Source organism: Actinobaculum suis, assembly GCF_900618115.1.
In the GTDB taxonomy this organism is placed as follows: Bacteria; Actinomycetota; Actinomycetes; order Actinomycetales; family Actinomycetaceae; genus Actinobaculum; species Actinobaculum suis.
On sequence record NZ_UYIO01000001.1, the window covers coordinates 2089411 to 2116020 of the forward strand.

The window sequence follows — 26610 nt, forward strand, 5'->3', positions numbered from 1 at the left end:
CCGAACGCATACAATTTCACGCCCATAACCGCCGGGATGTGCCGGACCTCTGGGACGCGGATACGGAACGCGCCGTCGCCATTGATCGCAAGCTATATGTTTCGCACGGCCCGCGGGAAAGTTTCCCCAGTACCGCCGCTTACTGTGCGGATATGCGGCAACGCTACGACGCGCGGCACGCCTGGTGGAATAGCGGCGGCCCGCAAATGGCAGAAATCCGCGAAACAAGAATTCCCACGCGGCACGGGGAAGTTCCCGTCCGCATTTACTACCCGCTTCTTTGCGGGCACACGCAGCCCGCGCCCAACTCGCACCATCCCGCACCTGGCGCGGACCAGCCTGCTTCCGGCACAAACCAGCCCGCAAATCTACCCGCGAACCAGTCTGCTCCGGGCGCGGACCAGTCTGCTCCCAGCACGGAAACTGCTGCTCGCGCGCCGGGCCTGCCGGTGCTGTTCTTTATGCACGGTGGGGGTTGGTGCGTCGGCTCATTTGCATCGCATGACCGCTTGACCCGAGAATTGGCCGCGTCCAGCCAGGCGGCCGTGGTAGCAATCGACTACACATTGGCGCCGATGGCCAAGTATCCGCAACCTTTCACGGAATGCTTGGACGTTATCACCACGATGCTGAGCGCGCCCTACCGCGAAGAGTTCCACCTGCAAGCCGCCGCGGGACTGGCCGGGGATTCGTGCGGCGCCACCTTGGCACTCGGCGTCTACCTTATGTTGCGAGAAAGCCGCGAACGCCTTGGTAAGACTGCGGCTAACTCCGGAGATAGCCGCACGGTCAACCATGGTGATGCCGCCGCGGCTGCCTACACCACCGCCTACCGGGCGATTACTTCCCTGCATTTGTATTACGGCAGTTTTGGTTTGCAGGATTCGGCTTCCGCGCGCCTGTACGGAGGATGGTGGGACGGGATGCGGCCCACGGATCGCGCCGACTATGCCGGCCTGTTTACCAGCCCGAACCCGGCAGGAACTGGCAACTCAACGGGGTTAGCCGGCCCGGCAGGTTCCGGCGATACCGCGGCCCTTAGTTCCGGCAATCCAGCGGCCTTAAGTTCCAACAAAGTAGCGGAAACAAGTAACCCGGCAACGCCAAGCAACCCAGCGGCGCAAAGCACCCCTGCCGGCCGGTATCTCGATCTGCTTGGTAGTCACGACCTCACATACGATATTCCGCCCGTATACATTGCCGCGGCCGAACTAGACCCCGTGCTCGATGATTCGCGCGCACTCGCCGCAATTCTCGCGAACGCCGGCCTGCCCCACCAGTTCCAGGTTTTCCCGGGCACCATACATGCCTTTATGCAAAGGACACGCGTGATTGCGCAGGCCCGCACCGCCGTCGTCGAATCCGCACGCTGGTTCAGGCAGCATTTACCGGCCCCGGAACCGGACTTGGGAAACCCCAGCTAGCCCCGGACGGCCGCGGAACTAAACCCGCACACCCCGCGTGCGCGCCGGTTCCGCGCACTGCTCGGTTCCGCGCGTTGCTCGGCTCTGTGGGCCGACCTGTTCCGCACGCTGCTTGGTTCTGCACGGGAGGTTCCGCGGGTCGGCCGCTCCCGCACGCTTGGTTCCGCTGCTCGCTTCCGCACGCTGCGCGGTCCTCCACGCTAGGTGGTTCCGCCCGTTGCGGGCAAGCTCCCGGAATCGGGCAAAAGCTTGTATCTTTATGTAATGGCTCAGAATTTTGAACAGATCACAGACAGCATAGCTTTCCACGCCGAAGGGCCGGTGTGGAGTTCCGCGTGGGGTGGCCTGCGTTTCGTCGATATGTTGTGCGGCGATCTTCTCACCATGGATGCGTCCGGCGCGGTTTCCCGCCTGGCCACTGGTTCGAAAATTGCGGCTTTCGTGCGCCCGCGCACCCAGGGCGGTTACGTGGTGGCAACGGAACGCGGGCTGGCGCTCGCCACTGACCCCTTCGGTGCCCCGGAAGAAAAGCTCACCCTTTTTGACTCCCCGGCCTACCGTATGAACGAAGGTACCGTGGACCCGTGGGGTTACGTTTATGCCGGTTCTATGCCTTACGTGCGCGACGATGAAACGCACGGCACAGCGAAACTTTGGCGGATTTCCCCGGATTTGGAGGCGCAAGTTGTTCTCGATTCGGTGACCACTTCGAATGGGCTCGCTTTTTCTCCGGACCGCACCCGTGCCTATTACAACGATACGACGACGCGTGCCACCGATGTTTTTGATGTTACTGAAACTGGCGAACTCGTAAACCGCCGCGTTTTCCATGACGCAGACGGATTCTCCCCGGACGGTTTGACCGTGGATAGCAAAGGCAATATTTGGGTGGCGCTCAACCGGGCCGGAAAAATCCGCGTCTACGATCCGACGGGCACAATCGCCGAAGAATACGACCTGCCCGGAATTACCGGTACGACGGCGGTGACCCTGGGCGGCGAAGATGGTAAGGACGTATTCGTTACCGTCTCTCGCGAAAATGATGAGGCGAAGGGCGCCGGTGCGGTGTGGTGGACGCGTTCCCCAGTAGCTGGCCAAGAAACCACGGCCTTCCGCGGGTAGACAAGCGGGCGGCTATACGCAGCTAACAAGCTCGGCGTCCCACGGTTAGTAACCACGGCTTTCGCGGCTACCGCTCACCGCAAGCATTCCCGAGGCACAGCTCGCCATTTCGAGGTTCGTATATTTATTTAAATTACGGGATAGGAAGGATTGCACAGTTGGACATTTTGGAAAACCCTGGCGCGGCGCAGGATAATGCCACCGTGCCGGATAGGTTCGCGGCGCCCAACGATTCCGCCGCGCCCAACGATTCCGCCGCGCCCAACGATTCCGCCGCGCCTAACGATTCCGCGGCGCCTAACGATTCCGCCGCGCCGGCGCAGTTTCTGCTCGTGCAAAGCCGCCCGGGCGAGGAGGCAGCTTTCCGCGAACTGGAATCGGTGGCCCGGTTCGCGGGCCTGCCCCAAAGCGCGCTGTTCCAAATCCGGCTCGATGCAGAAGTGGACGCCGGGAATGTGGATACGGATTGGGAAGCGTTGCTGGCCGGCCGGGCCGGCGTGATTTTGGGTGGTAGTCCTTTCGACGCCGGTGCGGCCAATAAGTCCGCCCTGCAAATCGCGGTAGAAAAAGAGATCCACGCCCTGTTGGAAATTGTGGTGGAGCGCGAAATTCCTTTCCTAGGCTTGTGCTACGGGATCGGGGCTTTGGGCACGTTTTTGGGCGCTACCGTGGATACGCATTACGGGGAAGACGCCGGTCCGGTCACGATTTCCCTCACCCCGGAAGCCACCACCGACCCGGTGTTTGCAGGTTTGCCGGAAAATTTCACGGCACTTGTGGGGCATCATGAGGCTTTGCGGGAGGTACCGGCAGGCGCGGTACTGCTTGCTACCGGGGAGGGAGCTCCCGTGCAGGCTTTCCGTTACGGTCCTTGCGCTTATGCCACCCAGTTCCACCCCGAGCTCGACGCCGAAGCGATTATCTACCGGCTGGATTTGTACGCCGACCGCGGCTACATGGATCTAAGCCGCAAAGACGAAATCTACCGCGAGATTCGCGCTGCCGAGCTGACCGATTCGCACCGCGTCCTAGAAAACTTTGCCCGCGTCTTCGGCAGGCAACAAAGCGCGCAACAAGGCGGGTAGCAAAGCGGGCAACAAAGCTAGCAACAAAGCGTGCGGCAAGGCAGGCAGCAAGGCGGGTAGCAAGGCGGGTAGCAAGGCTGGTAGCAAGGCGGGTAGCAAGGCTGGTAGCAAGGCTGGTAGCAAAGCGGGCAACAAAGCTAGCAAAGCCAATAAGGCCCGGTGTAGCGTCCTAACGCTATACCGGGCCTTCTGCCATTCAAGACGGCTTGCGTGGCGGTGCCTCTGGCACCGCTGGTTAGAAGCGGATGGCGTCGATGGGTTTGATTCGCACGGCTATGGTGGCGGGAATAATCCCGCACAGTGCACCTACGCCTGCGGATATTACGACGCCGAGGAAGGCTGCCGAAAGCGGGTAGCCCACCTCCGCGGTGTCTATACCTAGCTGGAGAATCTCGTTTACGGGTAGGAATCTGATGGTGAGGATAGAGGCGATAACGCCCACTACTCCGGCCACGGTAGTGGCCACCACGGATTCTAGGAAAGTAGAGGTGAAGATCCGCCGGGCCGAAGCCCCCATAGATCTTCTAATCCCGATCTCCCGTACCCGCGCCTGTACCGTAATAATCGAAACCGTGAGCAGGCCGAAAGCACCGAGCAGAATCACAATCCCGCCGATAATCGAAATTGCTTTCGTGAGGCCCGAATTGTAATTGTCTGCCGCCCAGTTGGACGAACTTGCCCAATCATCTTGCACATTCCAACTTTTGCCCAGCTGGCCTTTCACCACGGAATGGATAACCTTCAGGTTTGCCTTTTCCGTACCTTCGGGCACCATCACATTGAATTTCCACTCCGCCGTATCCAGCTTGGTTTTCGGTGCTACTTGCACGAGCGCGTCGTACGGCGTCGTTAGCAAAGGCATATCGAAAGGACTCGCGTTCGCAATCACCCCTACCACCGTGAAACGCGGCATGTTCTTGCCGTACATTTCTACTTGTGGATGCAGTTCCAGGTTGGGCCGGCCCATCTGGTTCCACAGCTTTTCGCTAATCACCGCCGGGTTCATTTGCAGGTCCGCATCGGCTTCCGTGAGCAGCCGGCCCGCGATTAGCCGCTTGCCATAAATCGTGAAATAGTTAGGGTCTACGCCGCGAATATCCGCGGTTTGATCCATACACGCGCCAGCCGCGAGCACTACCTCGCCGGGCTGGGCAGCCGAATAATCTGGAACGCTCGAAAAACTCAGCATATCCATATTCGCGACCCCGATATCCGCCGGATTTTCCAAGGTGCCGATCCCGCCCGCACCAACTCCGAGGTCACCGGGGTCGCCGGCGTCGCCGCCCACAAAGGGACCAGCCGGACCGGCTATGCCGGCAGCTTCCATACTGGATTCGGCACCTTCCATACCGGGTTCGGTACCTTCCAGCCCGCCGTCTTCCGGCCCGGCACCTTCCGGCCCGGCGCCGTTTTCCGCGCCAACTTCGCTGCTGTTCTCCGCACCGGGCCCGGCGCCGCTCGCCGGAACATTTTCGCCGCCTTCCAGGGCTTCCACATCGGCTTCGCCCTCGGCGCTACCTTCGCCCTCGGCGCTTCCTTCACCCATCATGCCAGGCTCGCCCATCATGCCACCGAAGGGATTCATTTGATCGCCCGTGCACACGGGCATTCCGGGGGCTTCTAGGTACATGGAGAAGCCGAGTTGCCGGGTCCAATAATTGGCGCCAGCTTCTTCCGCCATAACCTTCGTAGCCTGGCCGAAGGGATCTTCCCGCGGGCCTTCCATCATGCGTTCCAAAGGATTTTCACCTTGCACGGACTCGCCAGTCAGCGCCGGATCAAACATAAACGGGAGTTTGTTCTCGTAGTCCTCACCTTCTGGAGCATCTCCCATGTGGTTGGCCGAAATCCCGATGGTTCCCGAACGGCCAGCAAAGTCCGCCTGCGATAGCTCCGCCGCCTTAGAAATATACGAACCGATCGAAAGTACGGTAGCCATCGCCCATACGGCCACGGCCACGCCCACCAGGGAAAGAATCAGCCGCATCCGGTTAATGCGGATCTCTTCCCAAGCTTCTACCAGAGCGCCGAGTATCCTACCCATTGTTCGTCTCCCCTCGCTCTGCCCCGACTTCAGCCGCGCGTTCAGCCCCGGGTTCAGCCCCGTACTCATCCCCGGTTTCAGTCCCGAGTTCAGCTCCTTGCCTTGCCCCGGGTTCTGCGCCGGCGGCTGGCGCTGCCGGCGGCTGTGCTTGTTGCCCGCTTATTTCGTGCATGGCTGCAAGGGCCCGCTGAATGGGCGCGCCACCGGAGTGGAGCACGCCGTCCGCAATTTCGTAAACAGTTTTGGCACGGGCTGCCACCGTTGGATCGTGCGTGATCAACACGAGCGCCGCATTGGTTTCCGCGGCCACTTCTTCGAGCAGGTCCATTACCAGGGCACCGGTGTTTACGTCCAAAGCCCCGGTAGGTTCATCGGCCAGAATCACTTTCGGGCGGCGTACCAAAGCCCGCGCAATAGCCACGCGTTGCTGTTCCCCGCCCGAAAGATGGCCGGGCATAGCATCCAACCGGTCCCCCAAACCAACACGGTCTAACATTTCTGCGGCGAGCCGGCGGCGTTGCATAATCCGCGCGGTATCCGAATACAGGAGAGGCACGGCTACGTTATCCACTGCGTTTCGGGTAGGGAACAAATTGAACTGCTGGAATACGAAACCGAAAATCTCGCCGCGCAAATGCGCGCGCTGCGATTCCGAAAGCCCGGCCACCGAACGCCCTTCGTATTCGTAGTAGCCACCATCGGGCAAATCGAGCATGCCAATAATATTGAGCAGCGTCGTTTTTCCGGTACCAGACTGCCCCACAATAGCCACGTGATCGCCGGCATTCACCTGCAGATTCACGCCCTTGAGAATCGGCAAAGGGTTGCCGTTCTGTAAAGTCACTGTGCGGGTTATTTCCCACATGTTAAGCAAAGGCGGCTGTAACGCCATGTTTATCCGCTCCTTGCCTAGAACATGGGGCCCTGCGGGCGCTCATTTTCTTCCGCGGAAGGCACGAATTGCAAAATTTCTTCGCCCTCTTCCAAACCGGAAGTGATCTGAATAATCTTTCCGTCCGTAATGCCCAAACCCACGGTTCGCTTTTCGGGTTTCTTACCTTCCGGGCCGGGGATGTATACAATCCCTTCCCGGTAGCGGCCTTCTACCGCGGAAACCGGGACTACGAGCACGCCGGTAGCATTCTGCCCCGCGATTTCAAGCTTCGCGGAAATACCGTCATACACCTGCTGCTCGGCCGGGATCGCGCACCGCAGTTGCGGGTTCGAACCGGTAGCTTCCTTGCCGGGGCCGCCCTGGGTCGAATCCAAGCCGGGCACGCCCGATCTACTACCGGCAGAAGCCGTTATAGTTTGCAGGCCGGTGCAGGTAAACGGTGCCGGGCCGTCCTTAATTGCCACGGTCGCTTCCCCAGGCAGCTGCTCTAACCCATAAAGCTGGTCCGGGGTGATCGAAACTTCCGCGTGGAAAGTGGCCGGCACAATCTGGCCGATCACCTCGCCAAGCTGGACCTCTTGGCCCTGCAAAACGTCAAGGTTGAGCTTGCCGGCTGCCGGGGCCTTAATATTGATGTACTTTTCGGTGGTGCGTTCTTGGAGCTGCGTCGTCGAACCCGGTGCCGCATACGGATCATCCGGATCGCCCGGCACGGGCACCTCGACCTCTACCTGTTCAACATTAGTTTGCGTGAGTTGCAAAATATTTTGCCCCTCACTAACCTCTGCTCCCGAGTTCACATAAAAATGCGTTACCTTACCGGATTCGGTGGCCTTCACCGGGCGCGATTCGTCCCGCAGCACCCGCGCATCAAGTTTCAGCGTATTGTCAATATCTGCCGTATAAGCACTAACGGTCGGGTTCGTGAACTTGCCTTGTGCCACCACCGGCGGGGCTTTTTCCTGATTGGGGAAGAAGGCGAATTTCACCAGGGCAACCGCGATCACCGCCGCAATAATTATTTTCAGGATCTGGAATATTAGGGTTCGTTTTGGGTGAGCTTCCATGAGACCTCCCTCGGTCCGAGCGCGACCCAACCAAAAAACAAGTGGCTTGATCGCCTTCACACATCAACCCAAATATATTATCTTCCCGGTCACTTTTTCATTCGCTTTGTCCACCCCCAGGTGGACAGTTTTTCAAAGCGACCCGCAACCGGGGACCCTTAAATACAGCGCCGCGCCGCGGCTTGGTTCTGCCGCGGCGCGGCGCGTTTAGTTCGGGCCGTAGCAAGTACTGCGGCCGTAGCAAATTTAGGCGCTGGGTTTAATGAAGGGGAAGGTAATGGTTTCCCGAATGCCCAGGCCGGTGAAGGCGGTGAGCAGCCGGTCGATTCCCATCCCCATGCCACCGGTGGGTGGGAAGCCCTGTTCTAGAGCTTCGATGAAGTCTTCGTCTAGCTGCATGGCTTCCGGATCGCCCTTGGCCGCTTCCAAAGACTGTTGGGTCAGGCGTTGGCGTTGGATTACCGGATCGGCCAATTCTGAGTAGGCCGTGCCCAGTTCCATACCCCGCACATACAAATCCCACTTTTCTGTAACCCCGGGCTTGGTGCGATGCGGACGGGTAAGCGGAGACGTATCTTCCGGGAAATCGTAGACGAAGGTCGGTTCATACAGCTGGTCGCCGTACAGTTCTTCGAATAGTTCTTCCACGATCTTGCCGGGAACCCAATACGGCGCCACCGAAATATCGTGCTTTTCGGCATACTTCTCGAGGGTTTCCCGCGGTGTTTCTACCGTGACTTCCTCACCCAAACACTGCGAAACCGTTTCATACAAATCAATCTTGCGCCACTGGCCCGAAAGATCGTATTCGGTACCGTCTGCCAAAGTAACCTGCAAGGTGCCCAAAGTGTCCAAAGCTGCCTGCTGCACTAGGTCCTGCGTCAGATCCGCCATCACATCATAAGTCGCGTATGCCTCGTAGCATTCCAGCGAGGTGAACTCGGGCGAATGGGTAGAATCAGCGCCCTCATTGCGGAAATTGCGCCCGATTTCGAACACGCGGTCAATCCCGCCAACCACGGCCCGCTTCAAATACAGCTCGGTCGCAATCCGCAAATACAAATCCTGATCATACGCGTTAATGTGCGTCACGAACGGGCGAGCGGATGCCCCACCATGCAAAGTCTGCAAAATCGGGGTTTCAATTTCCGTATATCCACGCCGATCAAAATTCGCGCGCAAAGACTTCATTACCCCGGCCCGCAAACGCACCATATCCCGCGCCTGCGGACGCGTAATCAAATCCAAGTGCCGCAAACGCACCCGCGACTCTTCAGACAGGGAAACATCCTCCCCCGCCTCATTCTTGTACACCTTGGGCAAGGGGCGGATCGCTTTCGAAGCCATCTGCCATTCCCGCGCAAAAATCGACAGCTCTCCGCGCTTGGAAGCCCCGGCATAGCCGCGCACGAAAATGAAATCACCCAGATCCACATCGTGCTTGAAATCATCCAAACGTTCCTTGCCCACATTCGCCAAGCTCAACAACACTTGGATACGGTTACCCGGCCCATCTTGCAAAGTCGCAAAAGCAATCTTGCCGCCCGAACGCTGCAACATTACCCGGCCCGCAATGCCAATATCCGTATCCGTGAGCTCTTCACCCGGCTCCAGATTCGCATACTTCTCCCGCACCTGCGGGATAGTCGCCGTAATCGGCACCTCTGCCGGGTACGGATCCGTACCCTCCGCCAACAGCCGTTCACGTTTGGCCATCCGGTTACGGATCTGCTCCGGCGCATCATCACCAAGGACCCCCGCCACCTCGGCAAGGTCCACGCCAGGCACCTGATCTGGTGCGTTCTTCAATGTGGATTCGGATTCGTTCGTAGTCACGCTTCCTAGGGTACCTGGTGGCGTGCTAACTCGCTGGAAAGCCGCGGCCACCCGCCAGCAAAATCACGTACTCGCGCTCGTGCTCCCACATGTACTCGCGCACGTACTCCCAGTTGTACGCCAGCGCGCACTCCTGCGCTTGCCGAACGCGCACTCGGTAAACATGCCCCGCCCACACCCCGGGGCGGTCCAAAACGCGGCCAAAAGCAGATCTTCTCTGCTCACTTTTCCCACGCCCCTCCCGGGTAGCCCTTACCTAGCATGGTTCCGGCAGGCGCTAGCACGGTTCCGGCAGGCGCTAGCATGGCTCCGGCCGATGAATGTTAGGCGCGGGCGGCAGCGAAACTAATCCCGGAAGAGTGCAGGCCAGCCGTGTTTTCTGCCGGTACTTGGCCGGGTTCTGCCCCGCGTTCAATTTCGCGATTCGCGGCGTCCACGAAAACCACGCGCGGCTCGTAGCTCCGTGCCACGGCGTCTTCGAGTTGCGAATACGCAATGATAATTACTAGGTCGCCGCGTTTTACGAGATGCGCGGCGGCACCATTGACGTTAATGATCCCACTTCCCGCTTCTCCGGGTATCGCGTACGTAGTGAGCCGGTTTCCGTTCGCAATGTCGACGACGTCTACCGCCTCGCCCGGCAAAATATCGGCCGCCGTGAGCAAATCGGAGTCGATCGTAATCGACCCTACATAGTTCAGGTCTGCGCCGGTAACCGTGGCCCGATGGATTTTGCCCGTCATCATCCGGCGCCACCGCACGCCGGCCGAACTAACTGCGCCAGCCGGTGCGGCAGCCGCAGTTTCCGGCGTAGCAACTGGTGCTTCCGGCGTCGTAACTGCTGCCGCAGCCGATGCCACCACCGGTGCCGCAACGGATGCTGCAACCGGCACTTCTTCCGGCGTGGTGGTGGAAAATGCGGCGGAGTTAGTAGCACTGTTTTTAGGCGTGGGCATGAAAAGTGACCTCCATATTGTCGATCAAACGAGTGGGCCCCACATAGGCGGCCAGGATGAGCAAGCCGCGGGCCGGCAAAGCTGTGGGAGTAGGAACAGAATCTTCCGGGGCGGTAAGCGGCTGGAAAGTTTCCGGGTCTACGAGTTCGGCGTAGTCGATCCGCACCCCCGGGGCGTTGCTGAGCACTGCGCGCGTGGCCGCCAAAGTTTGTTCCGGGCTGGCCCCGGCCGCAGCCGCTTTGCTCCCAGCTTGCAAAGCTTGGAACAGGGCAAGAGCTTGAGTTTTTTCGGCCGCGGAAAGATACGTATTGCGCGAAGAACGGGCTAGGCCGCTAGCTTCTCGCACGATTGGTACCGCGTGGATTTGGAGCGGCATATCCAGATCTGCCACCATGGTGCGCACGAGCGCTAACTGTTGCGCGTCCTTTTGCCCAAAGAAAGCAACGTCCGGTTCTACCAGGCTGAATACCTTATGTACTACTTGGAGTACGCCCGCAAAATGGGTGGGCCGCGTAGTTCCTTCAAAACGGGTAGCAACCGGGCCCGGGTCGATCCGCACCAAGGGCTGGCGCGGATACATTTCGGCGTCGCTCGGTGCGAACACCGCGCGCACCACGCCCGTTTTTTCGGCACCTGCGGGAGCGGAAGCGGGCGCCGCCAGAGTATCGAGCAGGGCGCAATCGGCTTCCAGATCGCGCGGATAGGAAGCGAAATCTTCCGTGGGTGCGAATTGGAGCGGGTTTACATAAATAGAAACTATTACGTTATCGGTTTGTGCCAGGGCAGCTTTCACCAGAGCAAGATGCCCTTCATGCAGCGCCCCCATCGTCATTACAAGCCCAACGGAACCGGTTAGCTCAGCGCGCACAGCGCGCAACTGCGCTTTGGTGCGAATTACCTCTACCACGCCGCATATGGTAACCCGGAGCCGCGCCGCGCGCGCAAAATGTAGGCGGGAGAACAACCAGCAGCCACGCCCCGCACGCCCGGCCTGTTACTCTCGCGCACCTACGCAAGTTTCCCGCTCACCCAGCCGCTTCTTTCCGCTCACCTTGCTAGATCTTCGCGCTTTGGCCGCTATTCTTCGCCCAACAACTCGCGAATGCGCTGGGCAGCTTCGGGACGCAAAACCCGGCGGGCTTCCGCGCGGTCAGTAGTGGCCCGGCACAGCGCCCGGTAAACCGGCGGAATATCAGCATAACTTGCCGGGCTGGCCACACCAGCAACTTCCTTGGCAGCGCTAGTAGCTGCTGTTTCTCCCGCAGAATCACTTGGTGCTGCGGGCTTGCCCTCACTAGCTTGCGCCGCGGGCGTACTGCTTGGCGCCGCAGGCGCGCCCGCGCCGGCCGGGCTGTTGCAGGCCGCGGTTTTATTGAGGGCATCGAGGGCGTGGAGGTGTTCGGTAATGGTTTCGGCGTCGCCGCGCACTACCGGGCCGGTAAGCCCGGCCTCCCCGCTACTGAGGGCGCCTTCCAAAGCGGCCGTCAAAAGCGGGCGCAGATATTGCGAAGAATCCTCTATGCCCACGGTTTCCAGAAGACGTTTCGCCTGGGTGACCAGCGTGACCAAATGGTTAGCGCCGTGCGTGAGGGCCGCGTGATAAGCGGGGCGATCTTCTTCTTCCACGGTGAAAGGTTCTCCCCCGATTTCGGCTACGAGAGCCTGCGCAATAGGTAGCAGTACGGGCGGGGCAGTAACCGCGAACGGGCATCCGAGCAGGCGTTTTATGTCCAGCGAAGTACCGGTGAAAGTCATGGCCGGGTGGACTGCCACGGTAAGAGCACCGGCAGTGGCGGCAGCGTCCAGCACGCCCGTGCCGAAACGGCCGGCCACGTGTACCAACAACTGCCCGGGCCGCCACAAACCAAGTTCGGCCAGGCCCGAAACCATCGCTTCCAAATCGTCATCGGGCAGTGCCAACAGCACCATTTGTGCCCGGGCCACTACCTCTTCAATCGGGAGTGCAGGCACGCCCGGAAGCATCGCATCCAAACGGTCTTGGGAAGCTTCCGAAGCGGCATAGGCACCGATGATTTCATGGCCGGCGCCGCGCAGCGCCGCCCCGAGCACCACGCCTACTTTTCCGGCGGAAAGAATCCCGATCTTCATGCGGCCCGGCCGGGCTTGCGGAGAATTTGCTTGCGGGCTTCCTTTGCGCAGGTGGCGTTCCTGCCAGGCTTCGGGGTGCCTGCCCGATTCGTGTGGGCCATCTGCGGGCGGCGTCGTTCGCATAAACATGCTCCCCACAATACTCGCGCATCTACGCTACTCACCTGCCGCCGCACCGCGTGGCCGCGCGGGTACTAAGCCCTACGCGGCCGCGCGGTGCGCTAAAACTTTGCTACGCGCGGCGGCCACGCACGCGGTCTTCCACGGCGGAAACCAATACGGCAAGCGCGGGCGTCGGAATCCCGTTGCGGGAGGCAAGTTCCAGGATGTCGGTGCCGAGCTCTTTGAGTTCGGAGGTAGGTTTACCGGCGGCTACATCGCGCGCGAGCGAAGAAGTGGCATCCGGGTCCATAGCGGTGAGAGCTTGGATGACGTCGCTGCGCGAGGTCCGCAAGCCCATGAGCGTGGAGAGGCGGGCCAGTTCATCGGCCGCATTTTTCACCAGGTCGGGGTGGCGTTGCAAGGCTGCCCCGATCGGCAGGTTGGTGGCCGCGGTCAGCAAGGCAAGTAGCGACTGTGAGCGGAATTTGCGCCACAGCACCTGTTCTTCTGTGCCGCCGAAGCCGACGTCGAGCCCACCTTCGAGGAGCACGCGCGAAATTTCGCCATCCATGGCACTATCGGGCAGTTCGATCCGCATAAATTTCGAGGTGTGTTCGATCACGCCAGGAGCGGTGCGGCTGGAGAATACGCGAATGGATCCGCACCACGATTCATGTTCGGTGAGATCATGCACGCGCCGGGCGAAGGCGAAACCGTTGAACAAGCTACCCAGTTCGGAAGGGTTGGCGGCCTTCACGGTTTTGGCGATGTTTTCAAGCGCATATGCCTTAGTGGTGAGAAGGATCTGCGCGCCGCGAGCGGGTTTCGTAACCGCTTTTACTCGAACCGAGAAATTCCCGTACTTTTTGGAACGGATTACCAGGCCATCGTTATTGATGGCATCGGCCGTACGCGGAGTAGCTACTACCACTACATCCTGCCCATTCTTTGCAAGTACGCCGGCAATAAGCCCGCCAACACCACCGGGCCCATATATATGCAACATGAGTTCAGGGTAATATCGGCTTCCCACAAAATGAAGACTTCATTCAATAGTATTGCCGATCTCTCGCTAGATGCCCGGGCTTTCGTCACGGGTTCGCGGCCGCGCGGGCGGCTTTCCCCGCCTGGTTTTCAGTTTCGAGCAGTTGTTGTACATCCGTCAAACTCATGTTCTGCTGCTCTACTTTGAAAGTGGAGGAAACCATCGCGAAATTGAGAGTTGCCAGGCCGAGTTGGCGCTGCACTGGCCCCTGCTTAGCCACCAGAGACTGGTAGTGCTGGTGGAGCACGAGGATGAGGCGACGCCGCCACCACCGGCCGTGCCGAAGCACCGCCAAACGGGTGGTGAGGGCAACCCCGGAACGTTTCCACCCGATCGGGTCGAGCCAGCGCGAGGCGCGCGGGGCCGGAACGAAACCAGCCACCTGGAAATCTCCACTCAAAGCTTCCCGCAAGAAAACTTCCCTATCCGGTACCCCCAGATCGGGCATAAGCACCCAGGTGGCAAGCAGTACTTCTTCGAGAGTGCCGGCCGGAATAAGCGGGGATTTATTGGGGTCTCCCGAGGCACTCTCGGTAATATTCATCCCATCGGCGGTAACGAGTTCTAGTTTCCACCAGCCGAACAGTTTCCACAGGCCCGGCTGGGAAAGTTTCACGGCATGTACACGGCCGGGCGGAATGGTTTGGGCTTGATAGGAAATCAGGCCGGATTGCATGTGCAAACCATCCGGGGTTACGGCCACGCGGGTGCCCCATGCGCGCGCGAAGTTCCGGAAGATATTAATCGCCACGGTGATGGCAAAAATGAGCGGGGCCCAAAAGCCTCCGGTTTCAGCCGCCTTATACAACCAGATACTGATCGCTACGGAAAACAGGCCGGAAACCGCGGTGAGAGAGAAAATCAGGGAGCCAGCCAGCCGGGAGAAGCTAAGGCGGTAGATTTCCTCGCCTTCATTTTCGACGCTACGGCTGGCCCAGTCGCCTACTTGTGGGGCTTGGCCCGCACGCACACGCGCTACCACCGCGAGCAGTTCGGTGCGTAGTTTCTGGCAGTCGGCTACCGAAAGGAGGCCGATTTCCAAGTTTTCTAGGTGGATGCCACCCGGCGCTACCGCGAGGCTCCCCTGCCCCGTGAGGCGATCAAATAATCTGCGGCGCACATCTATTTTCTGGATACGATCCCAGCGCATGTGCTTATGTTTCTTCATAAGCACGCCGTAGCGCACGTGTACCCCCGAATCGCTCACCGCGAAGGAACGATGCCGCCAATCCAGGTAGCCGTAGAGAGCCGTAGCCGCCACCACTGCAGCTAGGCCGGCAAAAACCAGCCAGTAATAACCGGCAATCGGTTCGATAAAGCTAGCCAAGGTTTCCCGCAGATTGTCTTTATCTTCCAGTTTTCGGACGAATATAACCAGCACCCATAGAAGGATTATGGCCAGCACGCTCAACGCGCGGCGTACCGACGTCCACTTCGAAACCGGTTGCCAAAGTTCTTCCGGAACCGCCGGGATTTCCGCGGTACTCATTTAGATTCCCTCCAGGCGTGCCTGCGCATTATCGGTGAGGCGAATGCGCAACCGTTCAGCTTCCGCGCGCGGCAGGCCCGGAATGTTTCCCATGCTCCCCGCGGAAGCGGTTTCTAAGGTGAGGTTGGCTAGCCCAAACCGGGAAAGGATCGGCCCGGCTTCTAACGTTACTGTTTGCATGCGGCCATAGGGAATTACGGAGAGGTTTCGGAACATAATGCCCCGGCAGATGAGGAGTTCTTCCGCGGTTTCGTGGTAGCCGATCGCTTTGGCTTGCCGCCCGGCGATAATACAATGCCAAATTCCAATCACCACAACTGCGGCCGGGAAAACCCACGTCCAGGGTTGTTTCCACCAGAAAGCGCAGGCGGCCGCGAGCGCGAGAGCCAGCACTCCCCAGGTAATAGCCCGAGCAACGATCTGCACATTCCGGTAGAGCGGGGAGACCGGGGTGAAAGCGATCTCGGGCGCCAGGGGTGTGTACGTCATGGCACCAAAAATAGCATTTCCTGGGCCGTGCATGCGCACCGTTTCATAAAATCGCGTTTTGGGGAGCGGTAAGAGGTGTTACGGGCGGATGCTGGGCGTTGCCGGACGGGTGCCGGGCGTTACGGGCGGATGCCGGGCGCTGCGGGCGGATGCTGGGTGTTACGGGCGGATGCTGGGTGTTACGGGCGGGTGCTGGTTAGGGCTGTTTTGGTGCTAGCGGGTGGTTCGGTTTCGGGTGGGCGTCTCGTGCTACCTGGGGGCCCGGTTGTGGGCCTACTGCTGGGGTTTGCCCGGTTTCGGGTTCGTCATCGCGCGGGTCGATGCGGCACCAGTGTTCGACGACGATGCCCACGCCGGTGAGCACAATACTGGCCAGGCAGGCCAGGGCTACGCTCAAAGTTTGGTCATTGGTCCAGGCGGTAGAAATTCCCACGGCGTAGGCGAGGGCGAGCACGCCGAAAAAGCCCGACATGAGTGCTCCGGTGCGGATTGCGGCCTGTGCGAAGGCATAAACGCGGGCAGCGGTGAGCCGGTCGATATTGCTTTCTTCGCCTTTGCGTAGCCGGCGTACTTGCAAGCCATACCAGGCGAGCACGCAGGCTACTAGGAGAATCGGCAAAAAGGTTGCCAGGGGAATACTGGCCGGAGAATGGGTGAGAAGCCGGCGGCCAATTTCGCCGCACAGCAAGCCCAGTATGGCCCAGCCGCAGGTAACTAACCAGGGGGAGCGATTCACGCTTCACCTCCGAGCCGGGTAGAACTACCTCGCGGCGCTGTACTTCGCGGCGCTGCGCCGCCCGGCCGGGGATTGCCCGCCGGTGCGGTTTCAGAAGCATTACCCGCCGGCGCGGTTTCAGAAGCATTACCCGCCGGTGCGGTTTTAGAAGCACTGCCTGCGGGTGAGGTTTCAGAAGTGTTGCGCGCGAGCGCGGCCGCAAGTTCGCGTACGGGTATGCCGTCTAGCTCGGCTTCGGGTTGTATTTCCGCCCAGGGTTCGAGCACGAAACCGCGCGTAGCGGCCCGCGGGTGTGGCAGTTGCAAGCGCCAATATGAGCTTTTAATGTCCCCGAATTTTTCGATGTCGATATCGAGGGTGCGCGGGCCCCAATGGGTGTGCCGCACCCGCCCGCCACGCACCTCAATTTCTTGGAGAGCGGCAAGTAGTTCTAGGGGTGCGAGCGCGGTAGTAAGCACGAGGACCGCATTCGTATAGTCCGGTTGGGTGGCTTGGCCGGGTTCCAGTACCGGCTTTGTGCGGTAATAGTCCGAGACGGCGCTGATGTGCACGGGCAGTTTTTTGATTTCGCCAATTGCCCAGTCCAAAGCGGCTTCTGGTTCTCCCAGGTTGGCACCTAAACCGAGTACTACCTCTTGGATGGTGCCACGGGCCAGTAGTGGCCCATCGCGCCGTACGGTAACGGCCACGTCCGTAAATTTTTGGGCTACCGGCGCCTCGGGTTTGTGCACGGTTACTTGTGCGGCCAGCCCGCCGCGGGCCAGGGCCGCTTCGGCAATACGTGCCGCCAGGGTTTCAATCAGGTTTACGGGTGGGCCGGCCAATATAGCTTCGGCGTCGGCCGCGAGATCCGCATAGGAAACCGTATCGGCCACTTGATCGCGCGCCGCTGCCTGGCTGGCATCCACCAACACTTCAATATCGGCGCGGAAGGGCACGCGGCGTTCGCGCTCAAAATCGAAAACGCCGTGGCTACCGATCGCTTCCACTCCGTGAATCGCGACGGTATCAAAAACGTACCCGTAACGAGTGGTTTCCATTACCTCCCGCCTCCACTTTCGGCACTCTGGGAACTCCGGGGTCTCTGGGAACTCTCGGGGCTCTGGGGACTCTGGACTAACCGAGCGCCCGAACTACTGGCGCCGTATGCTTCCCGCGTGCCGGGCATCTGCGGGTAGGCGCCTTCCGCGGCAAGATTCGCCACCACTTCGGTGGCAACGCGCGAAGGAGCAACGTCGTGCACCCGCACGGCCCACACCCCTTTTTCCGCAAAATATTGCGTGAGCGCCGCGGTGGCCGCATCGCGCGGATGCGCGCTAAGCGTGGCCCCATCCATAGTTTCCACAGCATTAGCACCCGCCACCTCGCTGGTATTGGCCACCCCGCTGGCACCCGCCACCTCGCTGGCACCGGCTGGCGCGGCGTCACCACCCGCTGGCGCGGCGTCACCTTGGTGGGCCGCACCTTGGCTGCTATCGCTTGGGAGAGTATCACCGGTACGGGTATCGCCAGGCCGGGTATCGCCGAGCCGGGTGTTACCGGGCCGGGTTTCGGTGGCGGCGAGGAAGCGTTTGCGCGAAACGCCGATTAGTACCGGGTAGCCCAAACTGAGGAAGGGTTCGATGTGGGCGGCTAGTTGCCAGTCTTGCCGGCCGGTTTTGGCGAAGCCGAAGCCGGGGTCCAAAATGATTTTTTCGGCCGGAATCCCGGCGGCTATAGCTAGTTCTAGCCGGGCGCATACTTCGGCTTTTACTTCCGCGGCAATATTCGTGTAGTTGGCCCGCGCGTTCATTTCTTGGGCGTTGCCGCGCCCGTGCTGCAAAATGTAGGCGGTGCCGTATTCTTGTGCCGCTTGGGCGACGACGCCGAACATTTCGCTATCGCCTTGCCCGCCGGTCACGTCATTGATAATGGCCGCGCCGGCGCGCGCGGCCCGCGCCGCGGTTTGGGCATGGTAGGTGTCTACGGAGATAGGGATTTCTGGGGCCAAGGTTTCTACCACGGGTTCGATCCGCGCCCATTCTTCTTCCCAGCTGAGGATTTTCGCACCGGGCCGGGTGGATTCCCCGCCAATATCGATCACGTCTGCGCCGCGGGCTACGAGCCGGCGGGCATGCGCAATGGCTTTGGTGGGAGTATCCCACGCCCCGCCGTCGGAAAACGAATCCGGGGTCACGTTGACGATACCCATCACGCGGGTGCGGGGGCCTCCGAAAATCTCCATAAACTCTGCTCTCCTTGAGCTTATTTACCTGGGCTTTTTTATCTTTGGCTTATTTACCTTCGAGGTTTACGGGCTTATTTACCTTCGGGGTTTATGTACCTTCGATGAGGCTCATTGCTTCGGCGCGGGTGCTGGCTTTGCGTAGTTGCCCGCGTACCGCAGAGGTAACCGTGGTAGCACCTTGGCTCCGCACTCCCCGCATGGTCATGCACATGTGTTCGGCTTTGATAATCACCAGGGCACCGGCCGCGCCCAGCCGGTGCATGAGGGCGTCCGCAATTTGGGTAGTGAGCCGTTCTTGTACCTGCAAGCGGCGGGCATAGCCTTGCACCAGCCGGGCTAGTTTCGATAGTCCCGTCACTTTGCCCGCGGGGCCGGGAATGTAGGCCACGGCCGCGGTGCCATAGAAAGGCAACATGTGGTGTTCACACACGGACTGGAATTCGATATCTCGCACGATCACCATTTCATGGAAACCGACGTCGAACTGGGCGTCCAGCACTACGTCCGGATCGTGGCCAATACCCGCGAATACTTCTGCCATGGCCCGGGCGATCCGGCCCGGCGTATCGCGCAAACCTTCGCGGTCTGGATCTTCCCCAATGCCACGCAGAATCTCGCGCACTGCGGCTTCGATGCGCGGCCCGTCAACGGGCCGCGTTCCCGTATAAGCGTTTTGCGGCGCGCCTGGCTTTGCCGCGGCAGCTGGTGCTGGTTCGCCCTGCCGCGCAGCACCGTGGGTTTTCGGCCCTGGTTCTTGTTGATTTTTCTTAGGCAAGTGTGCCTCCTTCCGGCTCCCCTTCCGGTGCCGGCGCAGATGCATTGCCGCTGCCTGGTGCCGGCGCAGGTGCATTACTGCTGCCCGGTGCCGGCGTTGGCGTTGCCGTTGGCGCCGCGCCAGTGCCCGGTGCGGGTGCCTGTCCCGGTGTTGCCACACTGCCGCTACCCGGCGCTGCCGGTGCCGTTGGGGCCGGCGCGGGGCGCGGTTCGGCTTCGGGAAGCGGGATCGGCGCTAAGTGGGATACCGGCCGGTTGGGGTCCGAAAGCCACACTTCGCGTTTGGGGGCTTTGCGCACGTTCTTGAAGATTTCGGCCAGTTCGGCTTCCAGCACGGTTTCCTTCTCGAGGAGTACGCCAGCCAAATGGTCGAGCACATCCCGGTTTTCGTTAATGATTTGCCAGGCTTCGGTGTGCGCGGTTTCGAGCAGTTCACGCACTTCGGCGTCGATAATTGCGGCTACTTCTTCCGAATGCTTATTAGCCAAGGCGGCCGGGGTTTCCTGTTCTTGTTCGGTTGGTACCAAACGTACCGCCCCTATCTTGGTGCTCATCCCGTATTCGGTGACCATCTTCCGGGCCGTTTCCGTGGCCTTTTGAATATCATTCGATGCCCCGGTGGAAGGATCGTGGAATACCACTTCTTCCGCGGTGAAACCGCCCAGCGCATAGGTCAACTGGTCGAGCAGTTGGTTGCGGGTAACCGAGTAGCGGTCTTCTTCCGGCATGACCATCGTGTACCCGAGGGCCCGGCCACGCGGCAAGATCGTCACCTTGGTTACCGGGTCGGTGTGGTGCAAAGCCGCTGCCGCGAGCGCGTGCCCACCTTCGTGATAGGCCGTCATGCGCCGGTCTTCCGGGCTCATGACCCGGGAGCGCCGTTGTGGGCCGGCCATTACCCGATCGGAAGCTTCATCCACGTCCGCATTGGTAATGACTTCCCGGTGGTGCCGGGCGGCTAGCAAGGCTGCTTCGTTCAGAATATTGGCGAGGTCCGCGCCGGTAAACCCGGGCGTGCGTTTCGCGATCGCCGCAAGTTCGACGTCTTGCCCCAAGGGTTTTCCTTCCGCATGGACCCGCAAAATGGCTTCGCGCCCCTTTTGGTCGGGAGCATCTACCGCGATTTGCCGATCGAAACGGCCCGGGCGCAGTAATGCCTTATCGAGCACATCCGGCCGGTTTGTGGCGGCGATGAGTACTACTTGGTCGCGCGAGTCAAAACCATCCATTTCTACGAGCAGCTGGTTGAGGGTTTGTTCGCGTTCATCATTGCCGCCGCCCATGCCAACGCCGCGGCCGCGGCCCACGGCGTCGATCTCATCAATGAAGATGATGGAAGGGGATTTTTTCTTCGCCGTCTTGAACAGTTCGCGTACGCGCGAAGCACCCATACCCACAAACAGTTCCACAAATTCGGAAGCAGAAATGGAGAAGAAGGGAACGTCTGCTTCTCCGGCCACCGCGCGGGCGATCAGAGTTTTACCGGTTCCGGGCGGCCCGTAGAGGAGCACGCCGCGCGGGATTTTTGCTCCCACTTTTTCGTACCGGTCTGGGTTTTGGAGGAAGTCGACCACTTCGGAAACTTCTTGTACGGCTTCGTCTTCCCCGGCTACGTCTTTAAAGGTAACGTCTGGAATTTCGGCTTCTGGGTTACGGTCCCGTAAGCCCAGGCCGCGCCCGCTTTGCTGCTGGCGCATAATCCAATAAAAGACGCCCAAAATCAGGACTACCGGGAAGAGCATCACGAACAGGGAGCTGAGGAAGGACTGCTGCGGCACGATCGAACGGTATCCGCGTTCAATATCGGCCTTTTCGAGCAGTTCCGCTACCTGTTTGCCCTGCGGATCCAAGTATTGGAACCGCACCTGCTTACCCACCGGCATTTCCTGACCGTTGGGCATAACCGTCTTGGTATCTTCCTTCAACCACAGTTTGACCTGGTTGGCGCCGTCCGTGACCTCGGCCCGTTCAATCTGGGCGTTCTTCAGTAACTCCATGCCCTCGGAAGTGTTGACCAGCTTCCACTGCATCGAGGAATACAGGTTAAAGCCGAGTAGCACCGCCAAAAACACCAACACAATCCCCAGAATCGTACGGTTGCGGGATTTGCGGTGATTTTCTTCGCGTTGCTGCTCACTTTGCCGGCGTTGCGCGCCCGGGTTGGTGAGCAAGTTCTTGGGCGGTTTGGCCCGACGACGCCGCCGCTCACGTTCGTACTCGGTTTCCGGTTGCGTGCCGGGCGCAGTCCCCCCACTGGGAGTTTGCCCTGCGGGTAGTGCAGGTTGGCCGGATTGTTCGGGCTGGCCGGGCTGTTGCCCCGGCTGTGGCCCCGCTGCAGACAGGTGACCCGGCTGGCCGTACTGGCCCGGTTGGCCGTACTGACCTGGCTGGCCGTACTGACCCGGTTGGCCGTACTGACCTGGCTGGCCGTACTGACCCGGTTGGCCGTACTGGCCTGGCTGGCCGGGTTGCCCGGCATGTTGACCCGGCCGCGCGGGCGGTGCTTGGTGGCCGTAGGGCAGAGGCTGGCCGTAAGGCGAGGGCTGGCCGTATGGCACCTGCTGGCCGGGGAAAGCCGGTTGCCCGTATTGGCCTGGTTGAGCCGGATGCCCGTACTGGCCGGTCTGTATGGGCTGGCCATAAGGCTGCCCTGGTTGCCCGGGCTGCCCGGGTTGTCCCGATTGGCCGGCAGGTACTGCCGGGCCGTCCACGCCTGCTGGCGCGGGGGTTACCGCCGCGGGCGGCGTGTTTTGGGTGCCTTCGGCTGGGCTTTCTATTCTGGCCCGCCGGCCGGTTGCCGGGCGGACGGCGTCGTACCCGTGTGGTTCCTGCGAAGTATCGCTACCGGGCGTCACACCGCCTTGCGCACCGCGCAACGTTTCCTGCCCTGGGTCTTCGTTCTTCCTCTGGTCCACTTAACCTCCGTACACGTGGGGTGCGAGTGTGCCAACGAATGGCAAATGGCGGTAATCTTCCGCGTAGTCGAGCCCGTAGCCCACCACAAATTCATTAGGAATGTCAAAACCTACGTAATCTACATGCACATCAACCTTAAGCGCATCTGGCTTGCGCAAAATGGTGGCGATGCGGACGCTGCCGGCACCGCGTTGCAAAAGGTTGCGTTTCAGCCAGTCGAGGGTGAGGCCGGAATCGATAATATCTTCCACGATGAGCACGTGCCGGCCGGTAACGTCTGTGTCCAGATCTTTGAGGATCCGCACTACCCCGGAAGATTTTGTGCCCTTGCCGTAGCTGGAAACCGCCATCCAGTCCATGTGCAGGGGGGAATGGATTTTGCGGACGAGGTCTGCCATCACCATGACGGCTCCTTTGAGCACGCCCACTACTAGTAGATCACCGTCGTAATCGCGGTCAATGGCGGCGGCCATTTCGGTGAGCTTTTCCTGGATTTGTTCCTCGGTAATCAGGATGTGCTCAAGCTTATCGCCCATATCGGTCGCGTCCACCGACTCTCCTTTCTTCGCCCGCGCCTTCCTGCGCCGGGTGGGTTGTTTGTTTCCGGCGGGCTGGCTGTGCCAGTTTCCGGATGTACGTGTGTACACGTTACAGAACCGCGGCGCGCGCGTGCCGTGTACCTTGCTACTTTATGCCTTCGAAGCGCAACTGGTTGTTACTTCTCACCGCTTTCACCCCGGGAAGATCGGTTTGCCGCGTTCCGCCCGGGCCGGTAACGAGCGCTTCTAGGGCTTGCGTGTGCGCAAAAGTTAGTTCCTGGGCACCTGCCCATTGTGCCAAGATTCGCAGCACGCGCGAACGCAGTGCTGGCGGGAGCTGTTTTAGTTCGCCGACGCCGTACTCACCCCGCTCGCCTGCGGCGAGGCGGCGGGCAATATTTTCGGCGGTGCTTTCCAGGTATTCGCTATCGCGGCGCAAGAGTTTGGCGGTGCGTGCCAAGGCCTGCATGGTTCCCGGGCCTAGTACGTCCCGCAGTGCCGGGAGGGCTTGGTGGCGGATGGCCGCGCGGGTGAGGGATTCTCCGCTAGCGGACCGCCAGGGCCCATCGGGCCGGTTGCTTGGGTCATCAACCCAGGAAATTCCTTCTGCGGCCAGTGCTTCCTGTAAATCTTCGCGCGTAATATCCAACAGCGGGCGCAAGGCAAGCAGGTCCGCATGTTCTGGGAGCGGGCCGGATGGGGCCATGCCCGCTAAAGACCGTGCCCCCGAGCCGCGGCCGAGCCCCAAAAGCACCGTCTCGGCTTGGTCATTCATGGTGTGGCCCAGCAGTACGGCCACGCCGGGCAGAAAACTCGAAGCTGAAAGACCGGCGCTCGGAAGCTGGCTAGCGCCCGCGATTTCGCGTGCGTAGGCGGCAATGGCGCGGTAACGGCCGGTCCGGGCGCTCCCTTCCGGGCTGGATGCAGCTGCCGAGAGTTCGATTTTGGCGACCCGAGCCTCAGAAGCTCCCCATTCGCGCATAGTGTGAGCTACTTGTGTAGCTTCCGCGGCAGATTCGGGCCGGATCCCGTGGTCCACCGTGATTGTGGATACCGGGTAGCCTTCGCGCCGGCCCACGAAAAGCGCGGCATGAGCTAAGGCTAAGGAATCTGATCCGCCGGAAACGGCAACCACCAAATGGGTGCCGGCCGGTAGCCCGGTTTCGGCGAGCAAGCGGCGCAGGGTGCGCCGTGCTTGCGCAAAAGCAGGCGGTGGCCCAGCCATCATTGGGCGACTCCCTGGCTGCCCTGGCTGTTTTCTGCTGCTTCTTCTTCGCTCGCGCCATATACCACCCGTTCGACCCAGAGGGAGGGGCGATAGATTTCGTACAGGGTAGGAGCGTTCTCGCTCTTTTCCCACACCTGGTTAAGACCGTGCAGGCCAACTTGTGCAACCACAGCCTGCACGAAGGCGCGGCCCTGCTGGTACTGTTCGGCTTTCGAGTTGAGCCCAAAACATTCGAATACGTGTTGCAAACGGGAACGGCGGTTGCGCCGATCGAGCATTGACATATCGAGACGGCGGCGGGATGGAACTATCCGGTGCGGGACGGTATTCATAATGTATTCGGCGTGACCCTCGAGCAGGCTCATTAGGGCGTTGATGTTTTCAGTCGCCTTTTTATCGCCCTTGTTGACGCCGCTAATTACATAGCCGGCCAAGGTTTCTTGTATCCACGGGGCTACCCGGTACTGCGCGGCATGGGTGAACTCGTGCGCGGCCGTCCACAAAGCTAGTTCTTCTCGCTCTAGGCCGTATTCGCGTTCGAAATGGTAGAGATTAGGCGAAACGAGCATGATCGTATCCGTTATTGGTTCGTATTGGCCCATTACATTTCGTGCCATGAAGGAATAAATGAGCGGTACCAACGGTACTTCCGGCAGACCAGAAACATCACCAATCGTGCGTTGTGCGGCCGAGGAGGCTCCGTCCAACCAATCTGCTCGACTCACGGCCCCCACCCGCACCTCGGAAAGATCGACGTCTAATTCGGTAAGCCGCGGAATCAAATTGCGTGCCCGCTTAGCTTGCGTGATCAGTACTGTATTGACCGCTTTCGCGGTACCTAAAGGTGCTGCCGGGCCACGCCCGGCAATCAGTTGTGCTAAACCACGCGCCCCTGCCGCGATTGGATCCACGCGGGGATTCCTTGCCCCGGGCCAGGATTTCCCGGCCCTGCTTCCCCGCGCTTTCGCGCCCAATAATCCCGCACCAAAATTCCCCGTCAGTTCCATGTGTATACCTTAGCCGGGACCTCCGACACATTTGGCTCGCTAGCGTTCATTCGGTTGTTTCAGAGAACGCCATTCTCACGTCGGTACTTTCGACCATCTCCATAATGTCCAAATCGCAATGCGGCATTTGTGCAGAAGCTCCAGCCAGCCCCTGCGCAGTCAAAGGAATCAACAGTGGCACCGCATAGCTTGCCGCACTCTGACGCAATGCGGCAAAATCAAACTCTCGAGTATCAGAATCGCGCTGGAACGAAAGAGTGACCTGTGCCTGAGAAGTTGCAATACCCACCCACTGCTCCGTCACAGCTGTAATTTCCAACGTAAAAACAAAGGGAGCTCTTCCGCTTTGCTCATCAAATTCCCCAGCTTGAAAAAGCAAAACAATGCCTTGCTCGATACTCGAGTCATCATTCGCTATATATTCACGCGGAGCTACCATAAGCCTAACCATGGCCGCTGAAGCGGTTTCAAATCTTTCCATCAGCAACTCTCTAAAGTTTTACCACCGGGTTGAGCAGTCCTCCGGAATTCCCACGGCTTAAGAGACTTGACGGGAATAGGGAACTCTCGATCTAAGTCGGTGACTTCATATCTGATGGATGCCCCAATGGCTACCGCATATCTACGGAGGGTTCGCCGCCGCACATCGGTAGTGCCGCTTTCCAAACGAGACACGTTAGCCTGGCTCGTCCCCATTCGATCAGCTACCTCCGCTTGAGTCAAACCGTGACTGCGCTCTTTCGCGCGTCGAATTTTCACGAGCTCTTCCACCACCAGGCGATCCGCGCGTGTTTGACTTTGGGATCGCTTTACGACCTCCCCAATCACTTCCCTTTTCACCACAACCCCCGCATTTACGATCCGGCCTTTACACGGATTATGTCGATATCGACATAATTCACCATAGTTAGCGGACGATCATTCACGCAAGTAACGTTCAGCCCAGTCATCTCCCCGACCTTGCGCCACCCGAATCGCGTCATTTTGTTGTTCTTTCCACGACGGCTCATCTTCTAGTTTCCCTTCCAGACCGAGACTCACAAGAATTTCTTCAAATTCCGGTTCTGAATAATAAATGCGCACTTGGAATCGAAAATCACCGAGATACCACGGAGATGGCATTCTAATCTCTGCCACGCCCGCCACTATTTTGCATCTACCGGCATCACCTCTTTTACGCCAATGTGATTCGGGGTTATCCTCCTCTAGTTCTCCATATCCCGCCCTGTCGAGCATCTCGGCGATTTCACCCAAACTGTACGAGAATACGTAATCTGAAAGTGCCTGACCTCTCTCTTTAACGCAGTCGAAGAGAGACTCTAAATCCGCTACTAACCATGAAGAGACCTCGCCCCCGCCAATGCCTACATTCTTTCCTACGTCAGCAGGCCCTGGATGCAACCAGGGATACGGTCCATGCTCATATACCGGTGTACATGTCCGGAGCGGCTCGTCATGAAGCCTAAGTTGCACATCTACCACCGCCAATCCCCCTCGCATCTTTGATGCTTACATGTTAG

Annotated in this window: 24 protein-coding genes; 3 read left to right on the forward strand and 21 right to left on the reverse strand. The window is 59.9% G+C overall.

The window, feature by feature from the left end:
• Nucleotides 1-38: 38 nt before the first annotated feature.
• The 3 genes from H8274_RS08425 to H8274_RS08435 all read left to right on the forward strand — a co-directional run bounded on the left by H8274_RS08425 (nt 39) and on the right by H8274_RS08435 (nt 3631).
• Nucleotides 39-1424 (forward strand): alpha/beta hydrolase fold domain-containing protein, encoded by a 1386-nt coding sequence (locus H8274_RS08425; RefSeq protein WP_185934290.1) that lies wholly within the window; start codon nt 39-41, stop codon nt 1422-1424.
• Between the two features lie 264 nt (nt 1425-1688).
• The gene (locus H8274_RS08430; RefSeq protein ID WP_185934291.1) at nt 1689-2546 is read left to right on the forward strand and encodes an SMP-30/gluconolactonase/LRE family protein; all 858 of its coding nucleotides are present in this window, start codon (nt 1689-1691) and stop codon (nt 2544-2546) included.
• Nucleotides 2547-2704: 158 nt separating this feature from the next.
• The gene (locus H8274_RS08435) at nt 2705-3631 is read left to right on the forward strand and encodes a glutamine amidotransferase (protein ID WP_185934292.1); all 927 of its coding nucleotides are present in this window, start codon (nt 2705-2707) and stop codon (nt 3629-3631) included.
• Between the two features lie 235 nt (nt 3632-3866).
• Here the strand turns inward: H8274_RS08435 and H8274_RS08440 are convergent, their stop codons facing one another.
• From H8274_RS08440 to H8274_RS08540, 21 genes are all read right to left on the reverse strand, one after another.
• Entirely contained in the window at nt 3867-5675 is a 1809-nt protein-coding gene (locus tag H8274_RS08440; RefSeq protein WP_185934293.1) for an ABC transporter permease, read from the reverse strand.
• Nucleotides 5668-6519, reverse strand: a complete 852-nt coding sequence (locus H8274_RS08445) for an ABC transporter ATP-binding protein (RefSeq protein WP_420807972.1) — start codon at nt 6517-6519, stop codon at nt 5668-5670. The genes H8274_RS08440 and H8274_RS08445 overlap by 8 nt, the downstream gene beginning before the upstream one ends.
• 65 nt (nt 6520-6584) lie before the next feature.
• On the reverse strand, nt 6585-7637 hold the full coding sequence (locus tag H8274_RS08450; protein WP_074662296.1) for an efflux RND transporter periplasmic adaptor subunit: 1053 nt from the start codon (nt 7635-7637) through the stop codon (nt 6585-6587).
• Between the two features lie 246 nt (nt 7638-7883).
• Nucleotides 7884-9416 carry a lysine--tRNA ligase gene (gene lysS / locus H8274_RS08455; protein ID WP_049620009.1) on the reverse strand — a complete coding sequence of 511 codons (1533 nt, stop codon included), beginning with the start codon at nt 9414-9416 and terminating at the stop codon, nt 7884-7886.
• Nucleotides 9417-9796: 380 nt separating this feature from the next.
• Nucleotides 9797-10219, reverse strand: a complete 423-nt coding sequence (panD, locus tag H8274_RS08460; protein WP_185934492.1) for an aspartate 1-decarboxylase — start codon at nt 10217-10219, stop codon at nt 9797-9799.
• 196 nt (nt 10220-10415) lie between these two features.
• Nucleotides 10416-11336 carry a pantoate--beta-alanine ligase gene (panC, locus tag H8274_RS08465; RefSeq protein ID WP_185934295.1) on the reverse strand — a complete coding sequence of 307 codons (921 nt, stop codon included), beginning with the start codon at nt 11334-11336 and terminating at the stop codon, nt 10416-10418.
• 170 nt (nt 11337-11506) lie between these two features.
• Entirely contained in the window at nt 11507-12667 is a 1161-nt protein-coding gene (locus tag H8274_RS08470) for a Rossmann-like and DUF2520 domain-containing protein (protein WP_338067703.1), read from the reverse strand.
• A 103-nt stretch (nt 12668-12770) separates the two neighbouring features.
• Nucleotides 12771-13646, reverse strand: a complete 876-nt coding sequence (locus H8274_RS08475) for a ketopantoate reductase family protein (protein ID WP_185934296.1) — start codon at nt 13644-13646, stop codon at nt 12771-12773.
• Between the two features lie 85 nt (nt 13647-13731).
• Nucleotides 13732-15174, reverse strand: coding sequence for a PH domain-containing protein (locus H8274_RS08480; RefSeq protein WP_185934297.1), 1443 nt, complete (start codon nt 15172-15174; stop codon nt 13732-13734).
• Nucleotides 15175-15663 carry a PH domain-containing protein gene (locus H8274_RS08485; RefSeq protein WP_065414949.1) on the reverse strand — a complete coding sequence of 163 codons (489 nt, stop codon included), beginning with the start codon at nt 15661-15663 and terminating at the stop codon, nt 15175-15177. It lies immediately after the preceding gene.
• 196 nt (nt 15664-15859) lie between these two features.
• On the reverse strand, nt 15860-16399 hold the full coding sequence (locus H8274_RS08490) for a DUF3180 domain-containing protein (protein ID WP_185934298.1): 540 nt from the start codon (nt 16397-16399) through the stop codon (nt 15860-15862).
• Nucleotides 16396-17439 (reverse strand): 2-amino-4-hydroxy-6-hydroxymethyldihydropteridine diphosphokinase, encoded by a 1044-nt coding sequence (folK, locus tag H8274_RS08495; RefSeq protein WP_065414947.1) that lies wholly within the window; start codon nt 17437-17439, stop codon nt 16396-16398. The genes H8274_RS08490 and folK overlap by 4 nt, the downstream gene beginning before the upstream one ends.
• The gene (gene folP, locus H8274_RS08500; protein ID WP_185934299.1) at nt 17439-18623 is read right to left on the reverse strand and encodes a dihydropteroate synthase; all 1185 of its coding nucleotides are present in this window, start codon (nt 18621-18623) and stop codon (nt 17439-17441) included. The genes folK and folP overlap by 1 nt, the downstream gene beginning before the upstream one ends.
• A 91-nt stretch (nt 18624-18714) precedes the next feature.
• Nucleotides 18715-19401, reverse strand: coding sequence for a GTP cyclohydrolase I FolE (gene folE / locus H8274_RS08505; protein WP_276330077.1), 687 nt, complete (start codon nt 19399-19401; stop codon nt 18715-18717).
• Nucleotides 19394-21571 carry an ATP-dependent zinc metalloprotease FtsH gene (gene ftsH, locus H8274_RS08510; RefSeq protein ID WP_420807985.1) on the reverse strand — a complete coding sequence of 726 codons (2178 nt, stop codon included), beginning with the start codon at nt 21569-21571 and terminating at the stop codon, nt 19394-19396. Before ftsH ends, folE begins: the two co-directional genes overlap by 8 nt.
• A gap of 744 nt (nt 21572-22315) precedes the next feature.
• On the reverse strand, nt 22316-22867 hold the full coding sequence (gene hpt / locus H8274_RS08515) for a hypoxanthine phosphoribosyltransferase (protein WP_049620312.1): 552 nt from the start codon (nt 22865-22867) through the stop codon (nt 22316-22318).
• 133 nt (nt 22868-23000) lie between these two features.
• Entirely contained in the window at nt 23001-24083 is a 1083-nt protein-coding gene (gene tilS / locus H8274_RS08520) for a tRNA lysidine(34) synthetase TilS (protein WP_244924578.1), read from the reverse strand.
• On the reverse strand, nt 24080-24994 hold the full coding sequence (locus H8274_RS08525; RefSeq protein ID WP_074662271.1) for a zinc-dependent metalloprotease: 915 nt from the start codon (nt 24992-24994) through the stop codon (nt 24080-24082). Before H8274_RS08525 ends, tilS begins: the two co-directional genes overlap by 4 nt.
• Nucleotides 24995-25136: 142 nt before the next feature.
• Nucleotides 25137-25571, reverse strand: a complete 435-nt coding sequence (locus H8274_RS08530; RefSeq protein ID WP_049620309.1) for a hypothetical protein — start codon at nt 25569-25571, stop codon at nt 25137-25139.
• On the reverse strand, nt 25571-25933 hold the full coding sequence (locus tag H8274_RS10045) for a helix-turn-helix domain-containing protein (RefSeq protein WP_185934301.1): 363 nt from the start codon (nt 25931-25933) through the stop codon (nt 25571-25573). The genes H8274_RS08530 and H8274_RS10045 overlap by 1 nt, the downstream gene beginning before the upstream one ends.
• Before the next feature lie 75 nt (nt 25934-26008).
• Complete coding sequence (locus H8274_RS08540) at nt 26009-26344, reverse strand: hypothetical protein (RefSeq protein WP_156181539.1); 336 nt, start codon at nt 26342-26344, stop codon at nt 26009-26011.
• Between the last annotated feature and the right edge of the window lie 266 nt (nt 26345-26610).

What these genes read in the sequence shown, in the direction of transcription:
- H8274_RS08450 (WP_074662296.1), bottom strand. Translation starts at nt 7,637, where the DNA reads ATGGAAGCTCACCCAAAACGAACCCTAATATTCCAGATCCTGAAAATA.
- panD (WP_185934492.1), bottom strand. Translation starts at nt 10,219, where the DNA reads ATGATGACGGGCAAAATCCATCGGGCCACGGTTACCGGCGCAGACCTG.
- folP (WP_185934299.1), bottom strand. Translation starts at nt 18,623, where the DNA reads ATGGAGATTTTCGGAGGCCCCCGCACCCGCGTGATGGGTATCGTCAAC.
- H8274_RS08470 (WP_338067703.1), bottom strand. Translation starts at nt 12,667, where the DNA reads ATGTTTATGCGAACGACGCCGCCCGCAGATGGCCCACACGAATCGGGC.
- H8274_RS08440 (WP_185934293.1), bottom strand. Translation starts at nt 5,675, where the DNA reads ATGGGTAGGATACTCGGCGCTCTGGTAGAAGCTTGGGAAGAGATCCGC.
- H8274_RS08480 (WP_185934297.1), bottom strand. Translation starts at nt 15,174, where the DNA reads ATGAGTACCGCGGAAATCCCGGCGGTTCCGGAAGAACTTTGGCAACCG.
- folK (WP_065414947.1), bottom strand. Translation starts at nt 17,439, where the DNA reads ATGGAAACCACTCGTTACGGGTACGTTTTTGATACCGTCGCGATTCAC.
- tilS (WP_244924578.1), bottom strand. Translation starts at nt 24,083, where the DNA reads ATGATGGCTGGGCCACCGCCTGCTTTTGCGCAAGCACGGCGCACCCTG.
- H8274_RS08430 (WP_185934291.1), top strand. Translation starts at nt 1,689, where the DNA reads ATGGCTCAGAATTTTGAACAGATCACAGACAGCATAGCTTTCCACGCC.
- H8274_RS08530 (WP_049620309.1), bottom strand. Translation starts at nt 25,571, where the DNA reads ATGGAAAGATTTGAAACCGCTTCAGCGGCCATGGTTAGGCTTATGGTA.
- H8274_RS08485 (WP_065414949.1), bottom strand. Translation starts at nt 15,663, where the DNA reads ATGACGTACACACCCCTGGCGCCCGAGATCGCTTTCACCCCGGTCTCC.
- H8274_RS08475 (WP_185934296.1), bottom strand. Translation starts at nt 13,646, where the DNA reads ATGTTGCATATATATGGGCCCGGTGGTGTTGGCGGGCTTATTGCCGGC.